Source organism: Streptomyces sp. NPDC127114 (assembly GCF_042677525.1).
In the GTDB taxonomy this organism is placed as follows: Bacteria; Actinomycetota; Actinomycetes; order Streptomycetales; family Streptomycetaceae; genus Streptomyces.
In genome coordinates this window covers 101,923-126,537 of the sequence record NZ_JBHXTJ010000021.1, presented here as the reverse complement: position 1 = coordinate 126,537, position 24,615 = coordinate 101,923, and the positions used below count along the sequence as shown (strand labels likewise).

At 70.6% G+C, this 24,615-nt stretch carries 16 protein-coding genes; 14 read left to right on the top strand and 2 right to left on the bottom strand.

Annotation, left to right across the window (positions count from 1 at the left end; genetic code table 11):
• Window positions 1-112 precede the first annotated feature (112 nt).
• Window positions 113-976 carry an NAD(P)-dependent oxidoreductase gene (locus ACFVGS_RS21925; RefSeq protein ID WP_384423455.1) on the top strand — a complete coding sequence of 288 codons (864 nt, stop codon included), beginning with the start codon at window positions 113-115 and terminating at the stop codon, window positions 974-976.
• Between the two features lie 117 nt (window positions 977-1,093).
• On the opposite strand, the gene ACFVGS_RS21920 is transcribed toward ACFVGS_RS21925, so the two are convergent.
• Window positions 1,094-4,171 (bottom strand): VCBS repeat-containing protein, encoded by a 3,078-nt coding sequence (locus ACFVGS_RS21920; RefSeq protein ID WP_385693408.1) that lies wholly within the window; start codon window positions 4,169-4,171, stop codon window positions 1,094-1,096.
• A 374-nt stretch (window positions 4,172-4,545) separates the two neighbouring features.
• Here ACFVGS_RS21920 and ACFVGS_RS21915 point away from each other — a divergent pair, with 374 nt between their 5' ends.
• Window positions 4,546-11,190, top strand: coding sequence for an RHS repeat-associated core domain-containing protein (locus ACFVGS_RS21915; RefSeq protein ID WP_385693407.1), 6,645 nt, complete (start codon window positions 4,546-4,548; stop codon window positions 11,188-11,190).
• Window positions 11,191-11,299: 109 nt separating this feature from the next.
• A complete protein-coding gene (locus ACFVGS_RS21910) occupies window positions 11,300-12,247 on the top strand; it encodes a hypothetical protein (RefSeq protein ID WP_385693406.1) in 948 nt (315 codons plus the stop codon).
• A gap of 69 nt (window positions 12,248-12,316) precedes the next feature.
• Here the strand turns inward: ACFVGS_RS21910 and ACFVGS_RS21905 are convergent, their stop codons facing one another.
• Window positions 12,317-13,141: a C40 family peptidase gene (locus tag ACFVGS_RS21905; protein WP_384412132.1), complete on the bottom strand. Its 825-nt coding sequence runs from the start codon at window positions 13,139-13,141 to the stop codon at window positions 12,317-12,319.
• A 671-nt stretch (window positions 13,142-13,812) separates the two neighbouring features.
• Between ACFVGS_RS21905 and ACFVGS_RS21900 the strand changes: the two genes are divergently transcribed.
• The 11 genes from ACFVGS_RS21900 (at window position 13,813) to nuoK (ending at window position 24,609) form a co-directional block, all read left to right on the top strand.
• Window positions 13,813-14,172, top strand: a complete 360-nt coding sequence (locus tag ACFVGS_RS21900; RefSeq protein ID WP_003956195.1) for an NADH-quinone oxidoreductase subunit A — start codon at window positions 13,813-13,815, stop codon at window positions 14,170-14,172.
• A 17-nt stretch (window positions 14,173-14,189) separates the two neighbouring features.
• Window positions 14,190-14,744, top strand: coding sequence for a NuoB/complex I 20 kDa subunit family protein (locus tag ACFVGS_RS21895; protein ID WP_384412129.1), 555 nt, complete (start codon window positions 14,190-14,192; stop codon window positions 14,742-14,744).
• Between the two features lie 88 nt (window positions 14,745-14,832).
• Window positions 14,833-15,564 carry an NADH-quinone oxidoreductase subunit C gene (locus tag ACFVGS_RS21890; RefSeq protein WP_384412128.1) on the top strand — a complete coding sequence of 244 codons (732 nt, stop codon included), beginning with the start codon at window positions 14,833-14,835 and terminating at the stop codon, window positions 15,562-15,564.
• Complete coding sequence (locus ACFVGS_RS21885) at window positions 15,561-16,883, top strand: NADH-quinone oxidoreductase subunit D (RefSeq protein ID WP_385693405.1); 1,323 nt, start codon at window positions 15,561-15,563, stop codon at window positions 16,881-16,883. Before ACFVGS_RS21890 ends, ACFVGS_RS21885 begins: the two co-directional genes overlap by 4 nt.
• Window positions 16,880-17,623, top strand: a complete 744-nt coding sequence (gene nuoE / locus ACFVGS_RS21880; protein WP_385693404.1) for an NADH-quinone oxidoreductase subunit NuoE — start codon at window positions 16,880-16,882, stop codon at window positions 17,621-17,623. Before ACFVGS_RS21885 ends, nuoE begins: the two co-directional genes overlap by 4 nt.
• Window positions 17,620-18,972, top strand: coding sequence for an NADH-quinone oxidoreductase subunit NuoF (nuoF, locus tag ACFVGS_RS21875; protein ID WP_384412122.1), 1,353 nt, complete (start codon window positions 17,620-17,622; stop codon window positions 18,970-18,972). The genes nuoE and nuoF overlap by 4 nt, the downstream gene beginning before the upstream one ends.
• Window positions 18,969-21,479, top strand: coding sequence for an NADH-quinone oxidoreductase subunit G (locus tag ACFVGS_RS21870; RefSeq protein ID WP_385693403.1), 2,511 nt, complete (start codon window positions 18,969-18,971; stop codon window positions 21,477-21,479). Before nuoF ends, ACFVGS_RS21870 begins: the two co-directional genes overlap by 4 nt.
• 29 nt (window positions 21,480-21,508) lie before the next feature.
• Window positions 21,509-22,837: an NADH-quinone oxidoreductase subunit NuoH gene (gene nuoH, locus ACFVGS_RS21865; protein WP_384412149.1), complete on the top strand. Its 1,329-nt coding sequence runs from the start codon at window positions 21,509-21,511 to the stop codon at window positions 22,835-22,837.
• Entirely contained in the window at window positions 22,830-23,447 is a 618-nt protein-coding gene (gene nuoI / locus ACFVGS_RS21860; RefSeq protein WP_385693402.1) for an NADH-quinone oxidoreductase subunit NuoI, read from the top strand. Before nuoH ends, nuoI begins: the two co-directional genes overlap by 8 nt.
• Window positions 23,444-24,313: an NADH-quinone oxidoreductase subunit J gene (locus ACFVGS_RS21855; RefSeq protein WP_384412116.1), complete on the top strand. Its 870-nt coding sequence runs from the start codon at window positions 23,444-23,446 to the stop codon at window positions 24,311-24,313. The genes nuoI and ACFVGS_RS21855 overlap by 4 nt, the downstream gene beginning before the upstream one ends.
• On the top strand, window positions 24,310-24,609 hold the full coding sequence (gene nuoK / locus ACFVGS_RS21850) for an NADH-quinone oxidoreductase subunit NuoK (RefSeq protein ID WP_067240510.1): 300 nt from the start codon (window positions 24,310-24,312) through the stop codon (window positions 24,607-24,609). Before ACFVGS_RS21855 ends, nuoK begins: the two co-directional genes overlap by 4 nt.
• Window positions 24,610-24,615: the final 6 nt, after the last annotated feature.

The following is a 24,615-nucleotide window of genomic DNA, read 5'->3' as shown; positions in this document are numbered from 1 at the left end:
GCCCACGACGGTACGGCAGGCCACTGACAGCGTGGCAGGAACCGTGCGCCGGACGTCAGTTACGCCGCTGTCGGCGCGCCCGCCGCGCTGCGAGCGTGGAGCCATGAACGAGATGCACAAGGAGAACGTCACCGTCATCGGCCTCGGGCAGATGGGCGCCGCCCTCGCGGGCGCGTTCCTCGACGCCGGCCACCCCACCACCGTCTTCAACCGCAGCCCCGAGAAGGCCGGGCCGCTCGTCGCGCGCGGCGCCCGCCACGCCGCCACCGTCGCCGAGGCGGTCGCGGCGAGCGAACTCGTCGTGGTCTGCGTCCTCGACCACGACGCCGTCCGCGGCCTCCTCGGCCCGCTCGCCGACGCGCTGCGCGGCAAGGTCCTCGTCAACCTCACCTCCGGTTCGCCCGAGCAGGCCCGTGCGGAGGCGGAGTGGGCCGCCGGGCACGGCATCGGCTACCTCGACGGCGGGATCATGACCACCCCGCCCGGCGTCGGCGACAGCGCCAACATGATCCTGTACGCGGGCGGTCCCGAGCTCCTGGCCGCGCACCGTCCGACGCTCGCCGTGCTCGGCGACCCGGTCGACCTGGGGCCGGACGCGGGCCTCGCCTCGCTCTACGACGCCGGTCTGCTCGGCCTGATGTGGTCGGTGTTCGGCGGCTGGCTGCACGCGACCGCGCTGACCGGAGCCGACGGGGTGCCGGCCAAGGAGTTCACGCCGGTGGCGGTGCGCTGGCTGCGCACGGTGTCCTGGTTCCTCACCACGTACGCCGACCAGATCGACGCGGGGGAGTACCCGGGCGACGACGCCACCATCGACGTCCAGGTCGCGGGCATCGGACACCTGCTGCACGCGGGCGAGGCCCGGGGCGTCGACAACCGGCTCCCGGAACTGCACCTGGAGATGATGAGGCAGGCGGTGGCGGCCGGCCACGGCGGGGACAGCTACGCGCGGATCATCGAGGCGTTCCGGAGGTAGAGCGCGCCCGGGCGGCACGGCGCGCCGGGCGCACGGCCGCCGGCCCGCACGGCGAAGGGCCGCCACTCCCGTGAGAGTGACGGCCCTTCGCCGTGGTGCGGGTGGCGGATCCGGGGATCAGCCGATGGCCAGCTTGTTCTTCCAGCCGACGCCGCCGTCGGTCTCCGAGACGACCTCGACCGGCGCGCCGTGGGCCTGGGCGCCGCCCGGGTAGAAGCGGGCCGAGTTGTCGCCCATCACGGCCCACATGTCCGGGATGCCGTCGCCGTTGGCGTCCGGCGTGCCCGTGAGCAGCCGCACGTTGGTGGCGTCCCAGCCGCCGGTGCCGTACACGCCGTCCTCGCCGTTGAGCGAGTCCGCGGCGGCGGCGAGCGACGTGAGGCTCGTGCCGGTGCCGTCGCCGTCCTTCTTGCCGTAGCGGATGAGGAGGCGGTTGGAGGCGTAGGTGCGGTAGACGAGGTCGACCGCGCCGTCCTTGTTGTGGTCGCCGACGGAGACGATGTCGCGCTCCGCCCACGGGCTGCTGGACAGGCGGACCGACTTGGAGACGCTGCCGCCGGTGTAGCCGAGGAGCGCCCAGAAGGCGTCGCCCTCGGTGGCGAGCATGTCCGGCTTGCGGTCGCCGTCGATGTCGCCGACGGACATGAGCTGGCTGAGGCCGGCCGGGTTCGGGGAACCGGGCGGCAGCAGCATCTCGGTGCGGCGGCTGACGTCGACGCCGCCGAGGCCGTTGCCGGGGTAGATCCACAGCTTGCCGTCGGGCATGCGGGCGACGAGGTCCTGGTAGCCGTCGGCACCCCAGTAGTCGCCGTTGTGGGTGATCAGCGCGCCCTTCCAGTAGCCGCGGGCGACCTTGCCGTCGGCCTGGCCGGCCGCGTCGAGGGAGTAGTTGACGTCGCCCTTGGACAGGTTGGGGTAGAGCCGCAGGTCGCCGTAGCCGTCGACGACGAACAGGTCGGCCAGCCGGTCGCCGGTGGTGTCGCCGGGGCCGTCGGTGCCGGCGGGCGGTGTGGCGTAGGTGAGGTAGTCGGCGCGGTCGGACCAGTTGCCCGCCTTGTCCTTGGTCTTCACGTAGAGGACGTTCGGACCGGCGTGCACCGGCTTGAGGTCGATGTACCAGACGCCGTTGGCGAACGTGGCCGGCTTGTCGTACGAGGTGGTGTCGACGCTGTACCAGTAGCCGGCGATGTCGTTGCCGCCGCCGGTGATGGTCACCCTGCCGGTGGTGCCGAGGGCCGGGCCCCACTTCTCCGTCTCGTCCCAGTCGGGCCAGACGGCGGAGGCGAGGACGGGCGGGCCGGGCTTGCTGGTGTCGACCGTGAAGTAGCAGGTGTCGGAGTACGCGGAGTGGGCGTCCTGGGTGTCCCAGGCCTGCGCGCGGTAGGCGTAGGTGCGGACGCTGTTCGCGGGGAAGGTCGCGGAGGTGATCCGCTTGCTGACCGCGCCGGTGCTGCTGAGGGTGGGCTTGCCGTCGTAGAGGACGGGGCCGCCGGCCGGGCTGGTCTGCCAGATCTTCAGGTGGACGGCTTCCAGGTTGTCGTCGGGGTCGGACGACTTGGCGGAGACGGTGACGTCACCGATGCCCAGGCGCGGGCCCGGGGAGCTGGTGGCGCACTTGCCGCCGGGGCTGGTGGCCAGCGAGCTCGGGGTGCGGGGCGGCCGGTTGTAGACGGTCGTCATGACCGGGTTGTCGCGGAACTTCTTCCAGGAGTAGACGCTGGTCTCGCTGGTGGCCTTGACGCCCAGGGTGATGTTGGGCCAGCCGGCCGCGTTCGCCTTGACCGCGGCGGCCTTCGCGTCGAAGCCGATGTAGTCGTCGGGGCAGCTGGAGCTGTAGCCGTGCGAGGCGGAGACCTTGTCCAGCTGGTCGGCCCAGTCCGGCTGGTTGTCCCAGCTGGTGGACGAGGAGATGGAGCCGGTCAGCCACAGTTCGACGTCGCGCTTGGAGCAGGACCACGAGTGGGTCTCGTACAGCCGGAACGTGGAGGACTTGATGATGGCGTCCTCGAGGTCCCAGTCGACCCGGAAGAAGGACCGGCCGGTGCCGTTGGTCTGGTTCTCGTAGCCGGCGCGGGCCTCGTCGGTGCCGCCGTTGAAGCCGGCGCCGTTCCAGAAGTTGGACTTCGGGTAGCGCTTGTAGGCGAGGGTCCAGGCCTGGGTGTGGCCGTTGAACGACGGGTCGATGAAGACCGGGTAGGTGGTCTTCGGGTCGTCCAGGAGCCGGGTGTCGGGCTTCAGCGTGAGCGTGCCGCCCTTGAGCTCCGAGCCGACGAGCGCGCTGTGCGTGCCGGGTTCGGGGCCTTCGAGGGCGTGCAGGCCGGCGAGGGCGGCGGGGAGGTTGGCGCGGTCCGGTGCGGCGCCGGTGTCGCTCGCGGTGTCCTTGCGGCCGGCGGAGTCCCACATCACGGGGGTGGGCGCGGTGACGAGTTCCTTGCCGGAGGCGTCGGTCCCGGACAGGCCCCCGGCGGCGTTCCGCTTCAGCGTGAGCGTGGGGGAGGACAGGGACAGCGTGAGCGAGCGGACGGCCGGACTGGCCGCGGCCTCACGGGTCTTGACGATCCACGACTGTGCGAAGCCGTCGTTCTTCGCCGTCAGGAGCAGGTCGACGCCCGGCAGGACCTCCGGGTAGAGCGCCCGGGTGCCGGCGACCTGAGGGGCGGGCAGGGCGGAGGGCCAGCCGACGTCCACCGTGTGGCCGCCGGTGGCGAAGCGGACGAGGGTGTTCCCGGCGGGGGCCGCGGGCTCCTGCGGGGTACGGGCGGCGGGACCGGCGGCCGGTCCCGCCGCCGGGCGTGCGGCGGCACGGGCGGCGCGCTCGGTTCCCCCGGCGCTCGCGCGGCCGGTGCCGCCGGAGAAGGTCAGTGCTCCGGTCGTCGCCCTGGTGCGGAAGCCGCCCGCGCCGTCGGACCGGAGCGAGGTGTCGATCGCGGTCCAGGAGCCGTCCGGGGTCTTCAGCCGGACCGGCGCGGTGGCCTGGTCCCGCGTGAACGTTCCGTCAGGGTTGGCGTACGTGGTGGCGTGGGTGGTGCGGAGTCCGGTCGCCTCGACGCGCTTGCCCGTCCGGCGGGCCTCCCGCATCGCGCCGTCCTCGTCGTACGGTCCCCTGGGCGCCGCCGCGGGTGCCGCGGACTTGTGTTCATCGCCGTCGAGCTGCGGCAGCACGACGAGGCCCGTCGCGGTGACAGCGGCCGTCAACGACGCCGCCACCCATAGGCGTATGCGTCGTCGAGGCCATGTGGGCCGTGTGGTCGTCACGGCGCTCCCCCAATTCCTCTTCTGTTTTCCGGAACGGGCCTCTCACGGCGCCCCCCGGCATAGCGGCCGAATCTTTGCACGACGGCGTGGGAAGCTCCGAATCGCCGCTCATCAGCAGCTTCCTGACCTAGCGTCAATGTCCGTTTAATGATCATCAGGGATATTTATCCCCGCTTTATGTGGGTGATTTCCCTGTGCCTCGCCATTCCGGTCATACTTCGGCGACTTTCTTTGTTCGACACTTTGGGGGAATCAACGTGTCTGTGTTCCGGTCCGGACCGCCGAGGGGAGGTGGCGGGAGACCACGCGGAGCGGTGGGGGCCGTCCTGGCGCTCGCGATATCCGCCACGCTCCTGCCCATCGAGGCGTGGGCCGACAGCCCGGTACGCGGTGGCGTCACTCTGCCCGACCTGCAGAGCACCAAGCCCGTACCCGGCGCCGACAGCGAGGCGGAGTTCAAGCTCCCGCCCGCACCCGACACCCAGGGGGAATACGCGGTCGAGCGCACGGCCGCACCGGAGAGCGGTACCGGCACCGTCGTCATCAACGGCGGTGCCGCGACGGCCAGTCAGTCGTCGCAGGTCCAGCCGTCCTCCGTCCAGCACGCGGTCTGGAGCGGTCCCCGCACCGCCCCGCCGCCCGTCACCGGCAAGCCCGGCGAGATGGTCCGCGTCGGCAGACTGCCGGTCATGCTCGGTGCCGCGCCCGGCACCTTCGACAAGGACGCCACGACCAAGGCGCCCGCCAAGGGCGCCAAGACGTCCGCCAAGAACGCCTCCCTCGCCACCCCGGCCGAGGACCCCGCGCCCACCGGCACCTGGCAGGTCACCGTCGCCTCGCGCGAGACGACCGAGGCCGCCGGCATCGACGGCGTCCTGATGAAGCTGGAGCCCGAGGCCGGCACGACCGGCCCCGTCCAGGTCGGCGTCAACTACAAGGCGTTCGAACAGCTCTACGGCGCCGACTGGGGCTCCCGGCTCCAGCTGATCCGGCTGCCCGAGTGCTTCCTGACCACCCCTGACGCCGAGGGCTGCTCCGACCCGATCGAGACCGGATCGGTCAACGACGCCGGCACCGACGTCGTCTCCACCACCGTGGACCCCGCGGCGACCGCGCCCGAGCCCGAGGTGACCCCCTCCGGCTTCACCCGCGTCTCCCACAGCGCCGTCCAGACCGCGGCCGGCGGCGGCTTCGTGCTCGCCGCGACCGGCGGCGGCGCCGGCTCCTCCGGCGACTACGCGGCGACCTCCCTCCAGCCCTCGGGCAAGTGGAGCCACGGCGGCGGGTCCGGCGGCTTCAACTGGAGCTACCCGGTCCAGGTGCCGCCGGTGATCGCCGGGCCCAAGCCCGACATCGCCCTGTCGTACTCGTCGCAGATGGTCGACGGCCGCACCTCCACCACGAACAACCAGGCCTCGTGGATCGGTGACGGCTGGGAGTACCACCCGGGCTTCATCGAGCGGCAGTTCCGCACCTGCACCGACGACCGCGGCAAGGACGCGCAGGACCGCGCGCCCAACAACGCGAAGAAGAAGACCGGCGACCTGTGCTGGTGGGGGAAGACCGAGAACGCGGTCCTCAGCCTCAACGGCTCCACCGCCCCCCTCGTCAAGGACGACAAGTCCGGCAAGTGGAAGCTCGCCAACGACGACGGCACCCGCGTCGAGTTCAAGACCGGTGCCGAGAACGGTGACAAGAGCGACCCCGACGGCAAGGACGACGGCGAGCACTGGATCATCACCACGCCGGACGGCGTCCGCTACCACTTCGGCCTCAACAGGCTGCCCGGCTGGACCGACGGCAAGCCGACCACCGACTCCGTCTTCACCGCCCCGGTCTTCGGCAACCACCCCGACGAGCCCTGCTACAAGTCGGGTGACTTCGCCGGCTCCTCCTGCACCCAGGCCTACCGCTGGAACCTCGACTACGTCGAGGACACCGCGCACAACGCCATGGCGGTCTACCACAAGAAGGAGATCAACCACTACGCGCGCAACGGGAAGGTCAAGACGCCCGTCGACTACGTGCGCGGCGGACACCCGGTCCGCATCGAGTACGGGCTGAGCAACCACACCGGCAACGTCTACGCCGCTCCGGCACCGGCGCGGGTGGTCTTCACCACGCCCGAGCGCTGCATGGAGACCGAGACCTTCGACTGCGCTCCGGAGAAGTTCACCAAGAAGGGCCAGGACGCCCAGCGCTGGCCGGACACCCCGTCCGACACGTACTGCGCCGAGAAGAAGAAGTGCTACGTCTCCTCGCCGACCTTCTGGACCCGGATCCGGCTGAGCGAGATCACCACCGAGGTCGCCACGGCCCCGGGCAGCACGGACTACCGCAAGGTGGACCGCTGGGAGCTGAAGCAGAACTTCCTGCACACCCGGTACGACACCAACCCGCCGCTCTGGCTGGACCGCATCGTCCGCACCGGCTACAGCGCCGGCGGCCAGGGCAAGTCCCTGCCGCCGGTGGTCTTCCACGCCAACGGCGACCCCATGCCCAACCGGGTCTCCAAGCCGACCGACGACCGCCCGCCGTTCGAGCGGCTGCGCATCGCCTCCGTCTACACCGAGACCGGCGGCGGCGTGAAGGTCACCTACTCCAAGCCGTGCGACCCGGACGCCCCGAAGCCCAAGCCCGAGGCGAACGGCACCCGCTGCTACCCGGTGAACTGGACTCCGTCGGGTGAGGACACCACCAAGCCCGAGTGGTTCAACAAGTACGTCGTCACCCGCATCCAGGAGGAGGACCACGTCGGCGGCGCGCCGCCGCAGGTGACCACCTACGAGTACGTCGGCGACGCCGGCTGGGCCAAGGACGACAGCGAGTTCACCAAGGCCAAGCAGCGCACCTGGAACGAGTGGCGCGGCTACGAGGCCGTACGCGTCCGCACGGGCGAGACCAGCACCGCCGAGGGCACCACCCGCACGCTGGTCGAGAACCGCTACTACCGCGGTCTGCACGGCGACCCGCTGCCCGGCGACGAGACCCGCAAGCAGATCGTCCTCGACCACGAGGGCGAGAAGATCGACGAGGACCTGCCCGCCTTCCAGGGGCAGGTGGCGGAGACCGTCACCTACCGGGGCGACACCACCCCCGCCGTCATCGACGGCACGGTGACCACCCGGCTGTGGACCCGCGAGACGGGCCGCCACGCCCGCACCTCCGCGAGCCCGCTGATCGCCCGGCAGACCGCGCAGCTGTCGACCACCACCACCGCGCACATCAGCGGCGGGAAGACCCGTACGACGACCAACTCGACCCTCGAGTTCGACCCCGCGTACCCGCTGCCGGTCAGGACCCAGACCACCGGTGACACCGGAGCGCCCGGCGACGAGACCTGCTCGGTGATCACCTACCGGCACAACACGTCCGTCGGTCTCCTGGGCTACCCGGTGCAGGTCCGCACCACCGCCGGTTCCTGCGCCACGGCCGCGACGGCCGGGCCGGACCGTCTGATGGACGACACCCGCACCTTCTACGACGACCTCGCCTTCGGCGCCGCGCCCACCAAGGGCCTGGTGACCCGCACCGAGGACGTCCAGGCGGACGGTTCGGGCTACGCGCTGACCTCGGCCACGGCGTACGACAAGTACGGCCGCGCCACGGCGACCACCGACTCCGACGGCAAGGTCACCAGGACCGCGTACACGCCCGACGACACGGTGCCGACCCGCACGGTCGTCACCAACCCCAAGGGCCACGAGGTCACCACCGACTTCGAGACGGGCCGCGGACTCGCCCTGACGAAGACGGACGCCAACAAGCGCGTGACCCGCCTCGAGCACGACCCGCTCGGTCGTCTCGTCAAGGTCTGGATGCCCGGACGGTCCGGCGCCGGAGACCCGGCGGGCCTGGAGTACACGTACCGGATCGACGGCCTCAAGCCGACGGTCGTGACCTCCCGCGCGCTGCGCGACAACGGCACCTACGCGACCAGCAAGACCCTCTACGACGGCCGGCTGCGCGAGCGGCAGAGCCAGACCGAGGCCATCGGCGGCGGCCGCATCATCACGGACTCGCTGTACAACTCCAACGGCGGCGTCCGGCGCGTCAACGCCAAGTACCTCGCCGTCGGCAAGCTCTCCGACACGCCGTACATCCCGAAGAGCGACACCGAGATCCCGTCCTGGACCAGCTCGGTCTACGACGGCATGAACCGCTCGGTGAAGCAGGTCACCTGGCACGGTGACGTCAAGGCCTTCGAGGCCGGGACCGAGTTCGGCGGCGACTACACCACGACCCTTCCCCCGCCGGGCGGCACTCCCACCCGTACGTGGAAGGACGCGCTCGGCCGGGTCGTCAGGATCGACCACTTCAGCGACGCCGCCCGCACCAAGTTCACCAGCACCGGCTACGAGTACGACGTCCGCGGCCAGCGCGTCAGGACCACGGACGCGGAGGGCAACGAGTGGACGTCCACCTACGACGTCCGCGGCCAGGAGCTCACGGCCACCGACCCCGACCGGGGCACCTCCTCGTTCACGTACGACAACTCGGGCCGCCAGCGCACCGTCAAGGACTCCCGGGGCGTCGTCCTGGAGACCGAGTACGACGAGCTGGGCCGCAAGACCGCCCAGTACCAGGTGGAGGGCGAGACCCGCACCAAGCGCGCGTCCTGGCTCTACGACACCGTCGCCCTGGGCCTGCTCACCTCGTCCACCCGGTACGAGGGCACGGCGCAGTACGTCAACGAGGTCACGGGCTACAACGCCGAGTACCAGCCCACCGGCCGCAAGGTCGTCATCCCGGAGGCCGCCGGCGCCCTGAAGGGCGAGTACACCTACCGCTACACCTACACCCCGACCGGCAAGCCGGCCACCACCACCCTCCCGGCGGGCGGCGGCCTGACCGCCGAGCAGGTGGTGAACCGCTACACCCCCGAGGGCCTCGCCCTCACCACCTCGGGCATCGACTGGTACGTCAACGACACCAAGTACGACCCGCAGGGACGCGTCCTGCAGACGACCGCGGGCAACGCCCCGTACCGGATGTGGACGACCAACTTCTACGACCCGCACACCGGCAGGCTCACGCAGCAGATCAACGACCGCGAGGTCGCCGACACCCGCGTGAACGACGTCCGGTACAGCTACGACACGATCGGCAACGTCAAGAAGGCGACCGAGTACACGGGCAGCGGGACCAACAAGGTCACCGACACCCAGTGCTACGTCTACGACACCCTGCGCCAGCTCACCGAGGCGTGGACGTCGAAGACGCCGGACGCCTGCGCGTCCTCGCCGTCGGCGGCCGCCGTGGGCGGGCCGCAGCCGTACTGGCACTCGTACACCTTCGGCCCGACCGGCAGCCGTCTCACCGAGACCCGCCACGACCCCTCCGGTGACACCACCAAGGACGTCAGGCGCGGCTACGCCTACCCCGACCCGAAGGCCGCCCGGCCGCACACCCTCACCTCCGTCACCACCCAGGTCGGAACCGGCGCACCCACCACGACCGACTTCGCCTACACGGCGGCCGGCGACACGGAGGAGCGCACCGAGGGATCGGTCCGCCAGAAGCTCGACTGGGACGCCGAAGGCCACCTCCAGCGGGTCAAGAACAAGGACACCGGCGGCGAGCTCGCCTCCTACGTCTACGACGCCGACGGCAACCGCCTGATCGGCAAGACGCCCACCGGCAGCACGCTGTACCTCGGCGAGACCGAGGTCACCGCCCTGCCGAACGGCACGCTCACCGGTACGCGGTACTACACCCACACCGGGGCGCCGACCTTCGTCCGCGTCGCGAGCACGGCGCCCGGCAGCACGGACAAGCTGTCCGCGCTGATCACCGACTACCACAACACCGCGGCCTTCGCGGTGCTCCTGGCCCCGGGCATGACCGTCACGCCGCGCAAGCTCACGGCGTACGGCCAGCTGCGCGGCAGCGCACCGGCCGCCTGGCCGGGCAAGCGCGGATTCGTCGGCGGCACGCTCGACGACACCGGACTGACCCACCTCGGCGCACGGGAGTACGACCCGGCCCTCGGCCGGTTCCTGAGCGTCGACCCGGTCATCGACATGCTCGACCCCCTGCAGATGCAGGGCTACAACTACGGGTACAACAACCCGCTCGTCTTCACGGACCCGGACGGTCTGTGGGGCTGGTCGGACGTCACCCACGCCACCCTCGACGTCGTCGGCATGGTGCCGGTCGTCGGCGAGGGAGCGGACCTGGTCAACGCCGGCATCTACGCGGCCGAGGGCGACTGGGAGAACGCGGCCCTGTCCGCGGCCTCGGCCGTCCCGGTGGCGGGCAACGTCGCCACCGGCGCCAAGTGGGCCAAGAACGCCAACAAGGTGATCGACGGGGCCCAGGCGGCCGGCAAGAAGGCCGACGACGCCCCCTCCCTCTCGAAGCAGGCACCTCCCACCAAGGAGGCGCCCGCCAAGAAGCAGGAGAACAACAACCGCAAGAAGGACAAGGACGACGACGAGGAGTACGTCGACCTGTACCACGGCACGACGCTGGCCGCCGCGAAGAACATCCAGGCGAACGGTGTCGACCCGGACTACGCCCCGCGCGCCATGGACTTCGGCACCGGCTTCTACACGACGAAGCTCGAGGACCAGGCGAAGGAATGGGCGGAGCGCCAGGCCCGGAGCAAGACGAACCGGGCGAAGGGTGGCGACAACGCCAAGCCGGCCATCATCCACTTCCGCATTCCGAAGTCGGAGTTCAGCAAGTTCAAGGGCAAGGTCTTCACCGAGGCCAACGACGAGTGGGCCAAGGAGGTGGCCAAGTTCCGGGCCGACTCCGACCCGCCGAAGCTGCGGCAGAGCCGTCCCTTCGTGGAGGGGCCGATGCTGATGAACAGCCGGACCTACCCGCACACCCGGGGCTCGAAGCCGGTGTCGGGCGGCCATCAGATCTCCTTCCACGTGGTGAAGAAGTTCAGCGCCTCCTTCTGGGGACGCTGGTTCGCCAAGTGGTTCTTCGGGATCAAGACCTGGTAGCCGTGTGATCCGCTCCTGACCACCGCCCCGGTACGCTCAGCCGTACCGGGGCGGTGTCTTCTCTCCCCGCACCCGACCCGAAGGACCTGGAAGACCTGTGCACGACCGCATGGAAGACGAAGACGAGTTCCCGGAATTCGCCGAGGACGGCGACGAGGACGGCGACGAACCGGACGACGGCCCCGAGCGGCTGGAACCGGCCGCCTTCCCCGAAGGCGCGCAGTGGGACCGCGTCCGGGCGGCGGCGCTCCTGGTCGTCCGCTACTGCTCCCTCCTGGAGCCCCCGGTGGCCACCCCGTGGGTCGGCCCCGTGCGCAACGCCCTGATCCGGGCGCGCAGTACGGCCGAGGTGCTGCTGCGGGAGGGCTACGGCCCGGGCGGCGAGATCAGCGCCTGGGACATCGGGCTCACCCGCTGGATCCTGCTCGGCGTGACCGGCCTGCCCGAGGCGGTCCGCCGCCCCGAGGAGTCCGTGGACGGCCAGCAGGCGCTGGCCCGCGCGGTCTACGACGTGATCGCCGACCCGGCCGACGAGGAGCGGTTCGCCGAGGCGTGCGCCCTCGCCGAGCGGCTGGCGGGACCGGAGCTCGCCGGGGAGGAGCGTGAGCTCGTGGCCCGGGACCTCGCGGAGCTCGCCGCGGCGCGCGAGGCCGGCCGGGAGCCGGACGCCGAGGCGCTGTGGGCGCGCGGCGACACCTTCGCCCGGCGCTACGCGGACCGCCTCCGGGCGGAGCTGCGGGCGGCCGGTCACCACATCGGCGAGGTGATGACCGACTTCCCCGTCGCGGTGAGCGAGCGGGGCGCGGACCTCGCGCGTGACATCGTCGCGTCACTGGCCGGCCGGTTCGGGGTGTCGGAGGAGGAGGCCCGCGTCCGGGTCTTCGCGTACTTCTCGGACTGGGACCTGACGGACGAGTCCGACATGGGCGATCTCGACTACATCGGCCACCAGACGCCCGAGGAGTGGGCCGGCAGCATCTACCTGGGCCTGGAGTTCCACGAGGTCCGGCCGGGCGCCGACCTCAGCGGCCACGAGCCCGTGCCGCTGCCGGAGTAGCCCGCACAGGCCGAAGGGCCGTCGCTCCCCCGAGGAGTGACGGCCCTTCGCGCGATGCGGGAGGCGGGATCAGAGGATCCGCACCGCGCCGGACGGCATGTCCCAGTCCAGGGAGCGCTCGACGACACCGGTGGACGGGTTCTGCGCGCCGACGTACTTGCCGCCGCCGACGTAGATGGCGACGTGGTACGAGCCGCTGCGGCTGCCCCAGTACAGGATGTCGCCCGGCTGCAGGTTGCTCAGGGAGACGGAGGTGCCCATGCTCGACTGCGCGCTGGAGACGCGCGGCAGGTCGATGCCGGCCTGGGCGTAGGCGGCCTGCACGAGGCCGGAGCAGTCCCAGGAGTTCGGGCCGGTGCTGCCCATCACGTACGCGTCGCCGACCTGGGCGCGCGCGAAGGCGACGATCGCGGCGGCGGAGCCGGTGGCGACCTGCGAGCTGCTGGAGGAGGAGCCGACGGAGTCCGACGAGGAGGACTTCGCGGAGAGCGTGGTGCGCGCCGCGGTGCGGGAGGCACGCTCCCGGGCCTCGGCGCGGGCCTTCTCGGCGCGCTCGGCCTCGGCCTTGCGGTCGGCCTCGGCCTTGGCCTTCCTGGCGTCCGCGGCGGCCTTCTTCAGGGCCGCGTTCTCCTGGGCCGCGAGGCTCTGGTCCAGGGCCTCCTGCTGGCTCGCCTCGGCGGAGGCGGAGACGGCGCTGGCGAGGTCGGCGTCGAGGGAGCCCAGGGTGGGCATCTCGAGGGTCGTCTCGGTCACCGGCTCGGCGTTGGCCGGCGCGGCGGCACCGGCCACCGCGATGGTGCTGAAGACGCCACCGGCAACTCCGGCCCGGAGCGCCATCTTCGAGGCGCTGCGGCGGGGCTTCCGGTGGCTACGTATGGGAGCGGTCTGGGACATGAGTACAACCGCTATCAGGGCTTCACGGTTCCCTTCAAGAAACGTGGGTTGCGCCACAGTTACGTCCGGAACCTCTTAATCCGCTTCCTGTGCGCCCTTATTGACGCCGTAACGGGCAAATCGGGCACGGCTCATTGGGGCCTTGATCATGTGTTTTCAAGGAAAGGTCCGAATTGCCCGTCGCTTACCACCTCTTCACGTCGATGGCCAAGCCCCGTTTTCCGCTCGCCGTTTCGAAGTGGTGCAGGTCACATCGGAGCTCGTGAACGCGCGCACGTGTCCACCCGGGTACGCATGACCCCCCGACCGGGCGACGGCCGGTTCCTTTATCACCCCGACGCGTCCCACGGCCAATTTGCTTGTAGCCCCCAACTCTTGATAGTGCAACACCCCTTCCGACCAGCGATTTCCGGTGTGGATGTCACATCTGGTGATCACCTGGGCGCTTCGAGTGGCAAGATCACCGCTCATCCGACTTCATGATCGTTCGTCAGGTGGTGGAGATCACAAAGCCGGTGACGCACCCCGTGTCGCAGATCACAGAGGGGCGGGCTTAAGATACGCGGACGTCAGGCTTGTGAACTGCCTCACATGTTGGCGATCTTTCGCGGAGGCCCCATGAGCCGACGGTGCGGTCCAACGGTCAAGGACGACTGGAAGGAGCGAGGAGCGTGAATGCGTACGCGCCCATCCTCGTGCTCGGTGCCCTGGGAGCGGGGTTTGCGATCTTCTCCGTGGTCATGGCCACGCTTATCGGGCCAAAGCGGTACAACAGGGCAAAACTTGAGGCGTACGAGTGCGGCATCGAGCCCACCCCGACGCCGGCGGGCGGCGGCCGCTTCCCGATCAAGTACTACCTGACGGCGATGCTCTTCATCGTCTTCGACATCGAGATCGTCTTCCTCTACCCCTGGGCCGTCAGCTTCGACGCCCTGGGGCTTTTCGGGCTCGTGGAGATGCTGCTCTTCGTGCTCACCGTCTTCGTCGCCTACGCGTACGTGTGGCGGCGCGGCGGCCTGGAATGGGACTGAGGGGCTGAGGAGCACCCATGGGACTCGAAGAGAAGCTGCCGAGCGGTTTTCTGCTGACGACCGTCGAACAGGCCGCGGGCTGGGTCCGGAAGGCCTCGGTCTTCCCCGCGACCTTCGGCCTGGCCTGCTGCGCCATCGAGATGATGACGACGGGCGCAGGCCGCTACGACCTGGCCCGGTTCGGCATGGAGGTGTTCCGGGGCTCTCCGCGCCAGGCCGACCTGATGATCGTGGCCGGCCGGGTCAGCCAGAAGATGGCGCCCGTCCTCCGGCAGGTCTACGACCAGATGCCGAACCCCAAGTGGGTCATCTCGATGGGCGTGTGCGCCTCGTCGGGCGGAATGTTCAACAACTACGCGATCGTGCAGGGCGTCGACCACATCGTCCCGGTCGACATCTACCTGCCCGGTTGCCCGCCCCGCCCCGAGATGCTGATGGACGCGATCCTCAAGCTCCACCAGAAGATCCAGTCCTCCAAGCTCGGCGTGAACGCGAAGGAAGCGGCCCGCGAGGCGGAGGAGGCGGCGCTGAAGGCGCTGCCGACCATCGAGATGAAGGGTCTGCTGAGGTGACCGACGCACGCGCGGCCGCCGGGCCGCAGTCGACGACGAAAACCGCGCCTCTGCGCCGCGCGGGCGGAGAAGGGAACGGGACGGCACGGTGAGCGACGAAACCCCGAACCCCGAGAAGGAGCTCAGCGCGCAGAACCTGCCGGGGCAGCGCGGCGAGCACGGCGAGGAGGTCCGCGTCCAGCGCGGCATGTTCGGCGCCGACGACGGCGGCGACACCTCCGGCTACGGCGGCCTGGTCCGCTCGATCAGACTCCCGGGCCCGGCCACCCGGCCGTACGGCGGCTGGTTCGACGAGGTCGCCGACGAGCTGGAGGGCGCCCTGGAGGAACAGGGCCTCGTCCCCGAGAACGCGATCGAGAAGACCGTCGTCGACCGCGGCGAGCTCACCTTCCACATCGCGCGCGAGCACCTCGTCCGGGTCGCCCGCACCCTGCGCGACGACCCGGCCCTGCGCTTCGAGCTCTGCACCGGCGTCTCCGGCGTCCACTACCGCGGCGACAAGGGCCGCGAGCTCCACGCCGTGTACCACCTGCGCTCGCTCACCCACGGCCGGCTGATCCGCCTGGAGGTCTCGGCGCCCGACGCCGACCCGCACATCCCGTCGCTCGTCCCGGTCTACCCGACCAACGACTGGCACGAGCGCGAGACCTACGACTTCTTCGGCATCGTCTTCGACGGCCACCCCGCCCTCACCCGGATCATGATGCCGGACGACTGGCAGGGCCACCCGCAGCGCAAGGACTACCCGCTCGGCGGCATCGCCGTCGAGTACAAGGGCGCCCAGATCCCGGCTCCGGACCAGCGGAGGTCGTACTCGTGAACAGCACACCGGCAGGAGCCCGGGACACCACCGAGGGGACCGTCTACACGGTCACCGGCGGCGACTGGGACGAGGTCGTCCAGTCCGCCGCAAAGGCCGACGACGAGCGCATCGTCGTCAACATGGGCCCCCAGCACCCGTCCACCCACGGCGTGCTCCGGCTCATCCTGGAGATCGACGGCGAGACCGTCACCGAGGCCCGCTGCGGCATCGGCTACCTCCACACCGGCATCGAGAAGAACCTCGAGTACCGGACCTGGACGCAGGGCACCACCTTCGTCACGCGCATGGACTACCTCACCTCGTTCTACAACGAGACGGCGTACTGCCTCGGCGTGGAGAAGCTGCTCGGCATCACCGACCAGATCCCGGACCGGGCGAGCGTCATCCGGGTCCTGCTCATGGAGCTCAACCGGCTCTCCTCGCACCTGGTCTGCATCGCCACGGGCGGCATGGAGCTCGGCGCCACCACGATCATGATCTACGGCTTCCGGGACCGCGAGATGATCCTGGACCTGTACGAGCTGATCACCGGCCTGCGCATGAACCACGCGTTCATCCGCCCCGGCGGCCTCGCCCAGGACCTCCCGCCCGGCGCCGTCGACGCCGTGCGCGAGTTCGTGAAGACCATGAAGAAGAACCTGCCGGAGTACGACAAGCTCGCCACCGGCAACCCCATCTTCAAGGCCCGCATGCAGGACGTCGGCTACCTCGACCTCACCGGCTGCATGGCCCTCGGCGCCACCGGACCGATCCTGCGCTCCGCGGGCCTCCCGCACGACCTGCGCAAGACCGACCCGTACTGCGGCTACGAGAACTACGACTTCGAGGTGCCCACCGCCGACAGCTGCGACGCCTACGGCCGCTTCCTCGTCCGCCTGGAGGAGATGCGCCAGTCGCTGCGGATCGTCGAGCAGTGCCTCGACCGGCTGGAGCCGGGCGCGGTCATGGTCGCCGACAAGAAGATCGCCTGGCCCGCCCAGCTGGCCCTCGGCCCCGACGGACTCGGCAACTCCCTCGACCACATCAAGAAGATCATGGGCACCTCCATGGAGGCCCTGATCCACCACTTCAAGCTGGTCACCGAGGGCTTCCGGGTCCCGGCCGGCCAGGCGTACGCGGCCGTCGAGTCACCCAAGGGCGAGCTCGGCGTGCACGTCGTCTCCGACGGCGGCACCCGCCCCTACCGGGTCCACTTCCGCGACCCGTCCTTCACCAACCTCCAGGCCATGGCCTCGATGTGCGAAGGCGGCCAGGTCGCCGACGTCATCGTCGCCGTCGCGTCCATCGACCCCGTGATGGGAGGCGTCGACCGATGACGGACGGACACACCAGTCTCGGGATGCCCCAGCTGCCCGCGCCCGACTATCCGGCCGAGGTCCGCGCCCGGCTCGAGGAGGACGCGAAGGCGATCATCGCCCGCTACCCGGGGTCCCGCTCCGCGCTCCTGCCGATGCTGCACCTCGTGCAGTCGGAGGAGGGCCACGTCACCCGCACCGGCATGCGGTTCTGCGCGGACATGCTGGACCTGACCACCGCCGAGGTCACCGCGGTCGCCACCTTCTACTCCATGTACCGGCGCAAGCCGTCCGGCGACTACCAGGTCGGCGTCTGCACCAACACCCTGTGCGCGGTCATGGGCGGCGACGCCATCTTCGAGGAGCTCAAGGAGCACCTCGGCGTCGGCAACAACGAAACCACCGCCGACGGCAAGGTCACCCTCGAGCACATCGAGTGCAACGCGGCCTGCGACTACGCGCCGGTCGTGATGGTCAACTGGGAGTTCTTCGACAACCAGACCCCGGAGTCGGCCAAGGAGCTCGTCGACGACCTGCGGGCCGGCCGCCCCGTGTCGCCCACCCGCGGCGCGCCCCTGTGCACCTTCAAGGAGACCGCCCGCATCCTGGCGGGCTTCCCCGACGAGCGCGACGGGGCCGTCGAGGCCACCGGAGGGGCCGGCCCGGCCTCGCTCGTCGGGCTGCGGCTGGCCAAGGGCGAGTCCCCGCACCACAAGATCGTCCACCCGCGCGGCGAATCGGCCAGTGGGGAGGGGGAGTGATGACCTTGGCAGCCGAGATCAACAACAGCAGCCCCGAGAAGCTGCTCTCACCCGTTCTGTCGGCCTTCTGGGACCAGCCCGACTCCTGGACCCTGGACACCTACCGGCGGCACGAGGGCTACGAGGGCCTGCGCAAGGCCCTCGCGATGTCGCCGGACGACCTCATCGCGTACGTCAAGGACTCCGGTCTGCGCGGTCGCGGCGGCGCCGGCTTCCCCACCGGGATGAAGTGGCAGTTCATCCCGCAGGGCGACGGCAAGCCGCACTACCTCGTCGTGAACGCCGACGAGTCCGAGCCCGGCACCTGCAAGGACATCCCCCTCCTCTTCGCCAACCCGCACTCGCTCATCGAGGGCATCGTGATCGCCTGCTACGCGATCCGCTCCAGCCACGCCTTCATCTACCTGCGCGGCGAGGTCGTCCCCGTCCTGCGCCGGCTCCACGAGGCCGTGCGGGAGGCCTACGCGGCCGGCTACCTCGGCAGGAACATCCTCGGCAGCGGCCTGGACGTCGAGCTCACCGTGCACGCCGGGGCCGGCGCGTACATCTGCGGCGAGGAGACCGCCCTGCTCGACTCGCTCGAAGGACGCCGCGGCCAGCCCCGGCTGCGACCCCCCTTCCCCGCGGTCGCCGGTCTGTACGCGTGCCCCACCGTCGTGAACAACGTCGAGTCCATCGCCTCGGTTCCCGCGATCCTCAACAAGGGCAAGGACTGGTTCACGTCGATGGGGACCGAGAAGTCCCCGGGCTTCACGCTGTACTCGCTCAGCGGGCACGTCGCCTCGCCCGGCCAGTACGAGGCCCCGCTCGGCATCACCCTGCGCCAGCTCCTCGACATGAGCGGCGGGATGCGGCCCGGGCACCGGCTGAAGTTCTGGACCCCGGGCGGCTCCTCCACCCCGATGTTCACCGACGAGCACCTCGACGTGCCGCTCGACTACGAGGGCGTCGGCGCCGCCGGCTCCATGCTCGGCACCAAGGCGCTCCAGTGCTTCGACGAGACCACGTGCGTCGTGCGGGCCGTCACCCGGTGGACCGAGTTCTACGCCCACGAGTCCTGCGGCAAGTGCACGCCCTGCCGCGAAGGCACCTACTGGCTCGTCCAGCTGCTGCGCGACATCGAGGCCGGCAAGGGCCTCATGTCCGACCTCGACAAGCTGAACGACATCGCCGACAACATCAACGGCAAGTCCTTCTGTGCCCTCGGTGACGGCGCCGCCTCGCCGATCTTCTCGTCCCTGAAGTACTTCCGCGACGAGTACGAGGCGCACATCACGGGCAAGGGCTGCCCCTTCGACCCCGCCAAGTCGACGGCCTGGGCGGACAAGCACCGGGAGGTGAACGCATGACCGTCACCACGTCGAACCCGGCCGGCGGCGGCAGCCCGGCGGTTCCGCCGGAGGACCTCGTGACGCTGACCATCGACGGCATCGAGGTCTCCGTCCCCAAGGGGACCCTGGTGATCCGCGCCGCCGAGCAGCTCGGCATCGAGATCCCGCGCTTCTGCGACCACCCGCTCCTCGACCCGGCCGGCGCCTGCCGCCAGTGCATCGTCGAGGTCGAGGGCCAGCGCAAGCCGATGGCCTCCTGCACCATCACGTGCACCGACGGCATGGTCGTCAGGTCGCAGCTGACCTCGCAGGTCGCCGAGAAGGCCCAGCACGGCGTGATGGAGCTGCTGCTCATCAACCACCCGCTGGACTGCCCGGTCTGCGACAAGGGCGGCGAGTGCCCGCTGCAGAACCAGGCCATGTCGCACGGACAGTCCGAGTCCCGCTTCGACGGGAAGAAGCGGACGTACGAGAAGCCGATCCCGCTCTCCACCCAGGTGCTGCTCGACCGCGAGCGCTGCGTGCTGTGCGCGCGCTGCACCCGCTTCTCGCAGCAGATCGCCGGCGACCCGATGATCGAGCTGATCGAGCGCGGCGCGCTCCAGCAGGTCGGCCTCGGCAACAGCGACCCGTTCGAGTCGTACTTCTCCGGCAACACCATCCAGATCTGCCCGGTCGGCGCGCTCACCTCCGCCGCGTACCGCTTCCGCTCCCGGCCCTTCGACCTGGTGTCGTCGCCGAGCGTGTGCGAGCACTGCGCGGGCGGCTGCGCGACCCGCACCGACCACCGGCGCGGCAAGGTCATGCGGCGGCTGGCCGCCGAGGACCCCGAGGTCAACGAGGAGTGGATCTGCGACAAGGGCAGGTTCGCTTTCCGGTACGCGCAGCAGCGCGACCGGCTCACGACCCCGCTCGTCCGCGACCCGGAGACCGGCCGGCTGGAGCAGGCGTCCTGGCCGGAGGCCCTGGAGGCGGCCGCGCGCGGGCTCGTGCGCGGGCGCACCGGCGTCCTGGCCGGCGGCCGGCTCACGGTCGAGGACTCCTACGCGTACGCCAAGTTCGCGCGGGTCGCCCTCGACACCAACGACGTCGACTTCCGGGCCCGGGTCCACTCCGGCGAGGAGGCCGACTTCCTGGCCGCCGTCGTCGCCGGACGGGGCCGTGACCTCGACGGCAGCGGCGTCACCTACCGCTCCCTGGAGGCCGCGCCGGCCGTGCTCCTCGTCGGCCTGGAGGCCGAGGAGGAGGCGCCGGGCGTCTTCCTGAAGCTGCGCAAGGCGTGGCGGAAGAAGGGCCAGCGGACGTACGCGGTCGCCGCGTTCGCCACCCGCGGCCTGGAGAAGGCCGGCGGCACCCTGCTCGCCGCAGCGCCCGGCACCGAGACCGAGTGGCTGGACGCCCTCACCTCCCGCGTCGGCCTGTCCCGCGAGGGCTTCGCCGCCGCCGAGGCGCTGCGCGAGGACGGCGCCGTGATCGTCGTCGGCGAGCGGCTCGCCGGGGTTCCCGGCGCGCTGACCGCCGCCGTCCGGACCGCGACCGCCACCGGCGCGAAGCTGGTGTGGATCCCGCGCCGGGCCGGAGAGCGCGGCGCGGTGGAGGCGGGCGCCGTCCCGGCCCTGCTGCCCGGTGGGCGGCCCGCGACCGATCCCCGCGCGCGGGAGGAGGTCGCCGCCGTGTGGGGCGTCCGCGAACTCCCGCACGGCTACGGCCGTGACACCGGCCAGATCGTCGAGGCCGCCGCCACCGGCGAACTCGCCGCCCTGGTCGTCGGCGGCGTCGACGTCGACGACCTGCCGGACCCGGCACGCGCGCGGGAAGCGCTCGACCGTGCCTTCGTCGTCTCCCTGGAGCTGCGCCCGGGCGCGGTCACCGAGCGGGCCGACGTGATCCTGCCGGTCGCCGCGGTCGCCGAGAAGCCCGGCACCTTCCTCAACTGGGAGGGCAGGGCCCGGCTGTTCGAGGCCGCGCTGAAGCCGGAGCAGATGACCCGGTCGCTCGCCCCGACCGACGCGCGCGTGCTGCACATGCTGGCCGACGCGCTCGCCCGTGCCGAAGGCACTAATTGGCAGGGTCACCTGGGCCTGCCCGACCTGCGGTCGATCCGGCGCGAGCTGGACCGGCTCGGCGGCTGGACCGGCGAGCGGGCCGGCGAGCCGGCCGAGCCCGGCCAGGCCGCGCCCCGGCCCGGCGACGGCGAGGCCGTGCTCGCCGGGCACCGGCTGCTGCTCGACCTGGGCCGCCTCCAGGAGGGCGACGAGGCCCTGGCCGGCACCCGGCACGCCGCCGTGGCCCGGCTCTCGGCCGGCACCGCCGCCGACACCGGAGTGAAGGACGGCGACCTGCTCGAAGTCACCGGCCCGGCCGGCGCGGTGACCTTCCCGCTCGCCGTCACCGAGATGCCGGACCGCGTGGTCTGGCTCCCGCTGAACTCGGCGGGTCACGGCGTCCTCAGCGACGCCGGAGCCCGCCCCGGCGACGTGGTCCGCATCGGCCCGGCCACCACTTCGACGGAGGTGCAGGCGTGAACACGCTGCTCGCCGCGGAGGACCTGTCCATGTTCGGGACGGACCCCTGGTGGCTCGTCGCGATCAAGGCGGTCTTCTGCTTCGCGTTCCTGATGGTGACCGTGCTCTTCTCCATCGTGTGGGAGCGCAAGGTCGTCGCCTGGATGCAGCTGCGCATCGGCCCCAACCGGCACGGCCCCTGGGGCATGCTCCAGTCGCTCGCCGACGGCATCAAGCTGATGCTGAAGGAGGACGTGATCGTCCGGCGGGCCGACAAGGTCGTGTACGTGCTCGCGCCGATCATCGCCGCCATCCCGGCCTTCATGGCGATCGCCGTGATCCCGTTCGGCCCCGCGGGCAACGAGGTGTCGATCTTCGGGCACCGCACCACGATGCAGCTCACCGACCTGCCGATCGCGATGCTGTACGTCCTCGCGGTCGCCTCCGTCGGCATCTACGGCATCGTCCTCGCCGGCTGGTCCTCGGGCTCGACGTACCCGCTGCTCGGCGGACTGCGCTCGTGCGCGCAGATGATCTCGTACGAGATCGCCATGGGCGCCGCCTTCGCCTCCGTCTTCCTCTACTCCGGGTCGATGTCGACCTCGAAGATCGTGGAGGCGCAGGCCGACCGCTGGTACATCGTCCTGCTGCCGGTGTCCTTCATCATCTACATCGTCACCATGGTGGGCGAGACCAACCGCGCCCCCTTCGACATGCCGGAGTCCGAGGGCGACCTCGTCGGCGGCTTCAACACCGAGTACTCGTCCATCAAGTTCGCGATGTTCATGCTCGCCGAGTACGTGAACATGGTGACGGTCTCGGCCGTGTCCGTGACCCTCTTCCTGGGCGGCTGGCGGGCCCCGTGGCCGATCAGCACCTTCTGGGAGGGCGCCAACCACGGCTGGTGGCCGATGCTCTGGTTCGTCCTCAAGGTCCAGCTGCTGCTCTTCTTCTTCATCTGGCTGCGCGGCACCCTGCCCCGCGTCCGCTACGACCAGCTGATGAAGCTGGGCTGGAAGGTGCTCATCCCGGTCTCCGTGGTCTGGCTGATGCTGGTCGCCACCGTCCGGGCGCTGCGCAACGAGAACTACGACTTCCAGTCGATCGTGCTGTATGTCGCCGGGGCCGTGCTCGCGGTGCTGCTGCTCTCCTTCGTCGCGGACCTCTTCCGCGACCGGAAGGCGAAGGGCGCCGCCGAGAAGGCCGCGCCCGAGGCACCGTTCGACCCGATGGCCGGCGGCTTCCCCGTACCTCCCAAGCCCGGACAGTCCCTGCCGCCCGTACCGCGGCGTCGGCCCCGCGCGGAGCGGGAGCTGATTGTCAGTGGTGGTCCCGATACTGCTACTGCGAGTGATGGAAAGGAGACGGACGGTGTCTGATTTCCAGAATCCGGTGGCCGGCTTCGGCGTGACCTTCAAGGCCATGTTCAAGAAGCGGCTGACGGAGCAGTACCCGGAGCAGCAGAAGACGACGGCGCCCCGCTTCCACGGCAGGCACCAGCTCAACCGGCACCCCGACGGCCTGGAGAAGTGCGTCGGCTGCGAGTTGTGCGCCTGGGCCTGCCCCGCCGACGCCATCTACGTGGAGGGCGCCGACAACACCGACGAGGAGCGCTACTCGCCGGGCGAGCGGTACGGGCGGGTGTACCAGATCAACTACGCCCGCTGCATCCTGTGCGGACTCTGCATCGAGGCGTGCCCCACGCGCGCGCTGACGATGACCAACGAGTTCGAACTGGCCGACTCCTCCCGCGAGAACCTGATCTACACCAAGGAGCAGCTCCTCGCGGGCCTCACCGAGGGCATGGTCGACACCCCGCACGCCCTCTACCCGGGCACGGACGAGCAGGACTACTACCGGGGCCGGGTCACCGAGGCCGCGCCCGGGACCGTCCGCCAGGCCGCCGTCTCCAAGGGCGAGGTCGTGCAGGAGGGCGAGTCGACCTTCGGCGAGTCCGAGCCGGCGTCGGGGAAGGTGGTCGGCCGATGAGCGCGCTCGCCGCCTACACCACCTCCACCGGCGAGGCCTTCCAGTTCTGGGTGCTCGGCACCGTCGCCGTCATCGGCGCACTGTGCACGATCCTGATGAGGAAGGCCGTGCACTCGGCGCTCTGCCTCGCCGGGACCATGATCATCCTGGCGGTGTTCTACCTCGCCAACGGCGCCTACTTCCTGGGCATCGTCCAGATCGTCGTCTACACCGGCGCGATCATGATGCTCTTCCTCTTCGTCGTCATGCTGGTCGGCGTCACCGCCGCCGACTCGCTGAAGGAGACCCTCAAGGGCCAGCGCTGGTGGGCCGCCGCCTGCGCGCTCGGCTTCGGCATCCTGCTGGCCGCCGGCATCGGCAGCGCCTCGCTGACCGAGTTCAACGGCCTCGGCACCGCCAACTCGGCGTACGGCGGAAACGTGGAGGGCCTCGCCGCCCTCGTCTTCACCAAGTACGTCTTCGCCTTCGAGATCACCGGCGCCCTGCTCATCACCGCCGCCGTCGGCGCGATGGTCCTCACCCACCGCGAGCGCACCGAACGCGCCCGCACCCAGCGCGAGCTGTCCGAGCAGCGCGTACGGGAAGGCAGGCACGTGCCGCCGCTCCCGGCGCCCGGCGTCTACGCCCGGCACAACGCCGTGGACATCGCCGGCCTGCTGCCCGACGGCACGCCCGCCGACCTGACCGTGATCTCGACGCTGCGCAAGCGCGGCCAGATCCGGGACGTGTCCGGCGAGGCGCTGGCCGACCTCAAGGCCCTCGAACAGCGCTCCGAGGAGCGCCTGGGCCGGGACCGGGAAGACGTCCGCGACATCCGGGACCAGGTCCGGGACCGTGACCGGGACGAGGAGGAGGCCTCGCGATGAACCCCGTCAACTACCTGTACCTCGCCGCGCTGCTGTTCACCATCGGCGCGACCGGGGTGCTCATCCGGCGGAACGCGATCGTGGTCTTCATGTGCGTCGAGCTGATGCTCAACGCCTGCAACCTCGCGTTCGTCGCCTTCTCCCGCATGCACGGCAACCTCGACGGCCAGATCATCGCCTTCTTCACGATGGTCGTGGCCGCCGCGGAGGTCGTCGTCGGACTCGCGATCATCGTGTCCGTCTTCCGTGCCCGCCACTCGGCCTCGGTCGACGACGCCAGCCTGATGAAGCTGTGAGGGGCT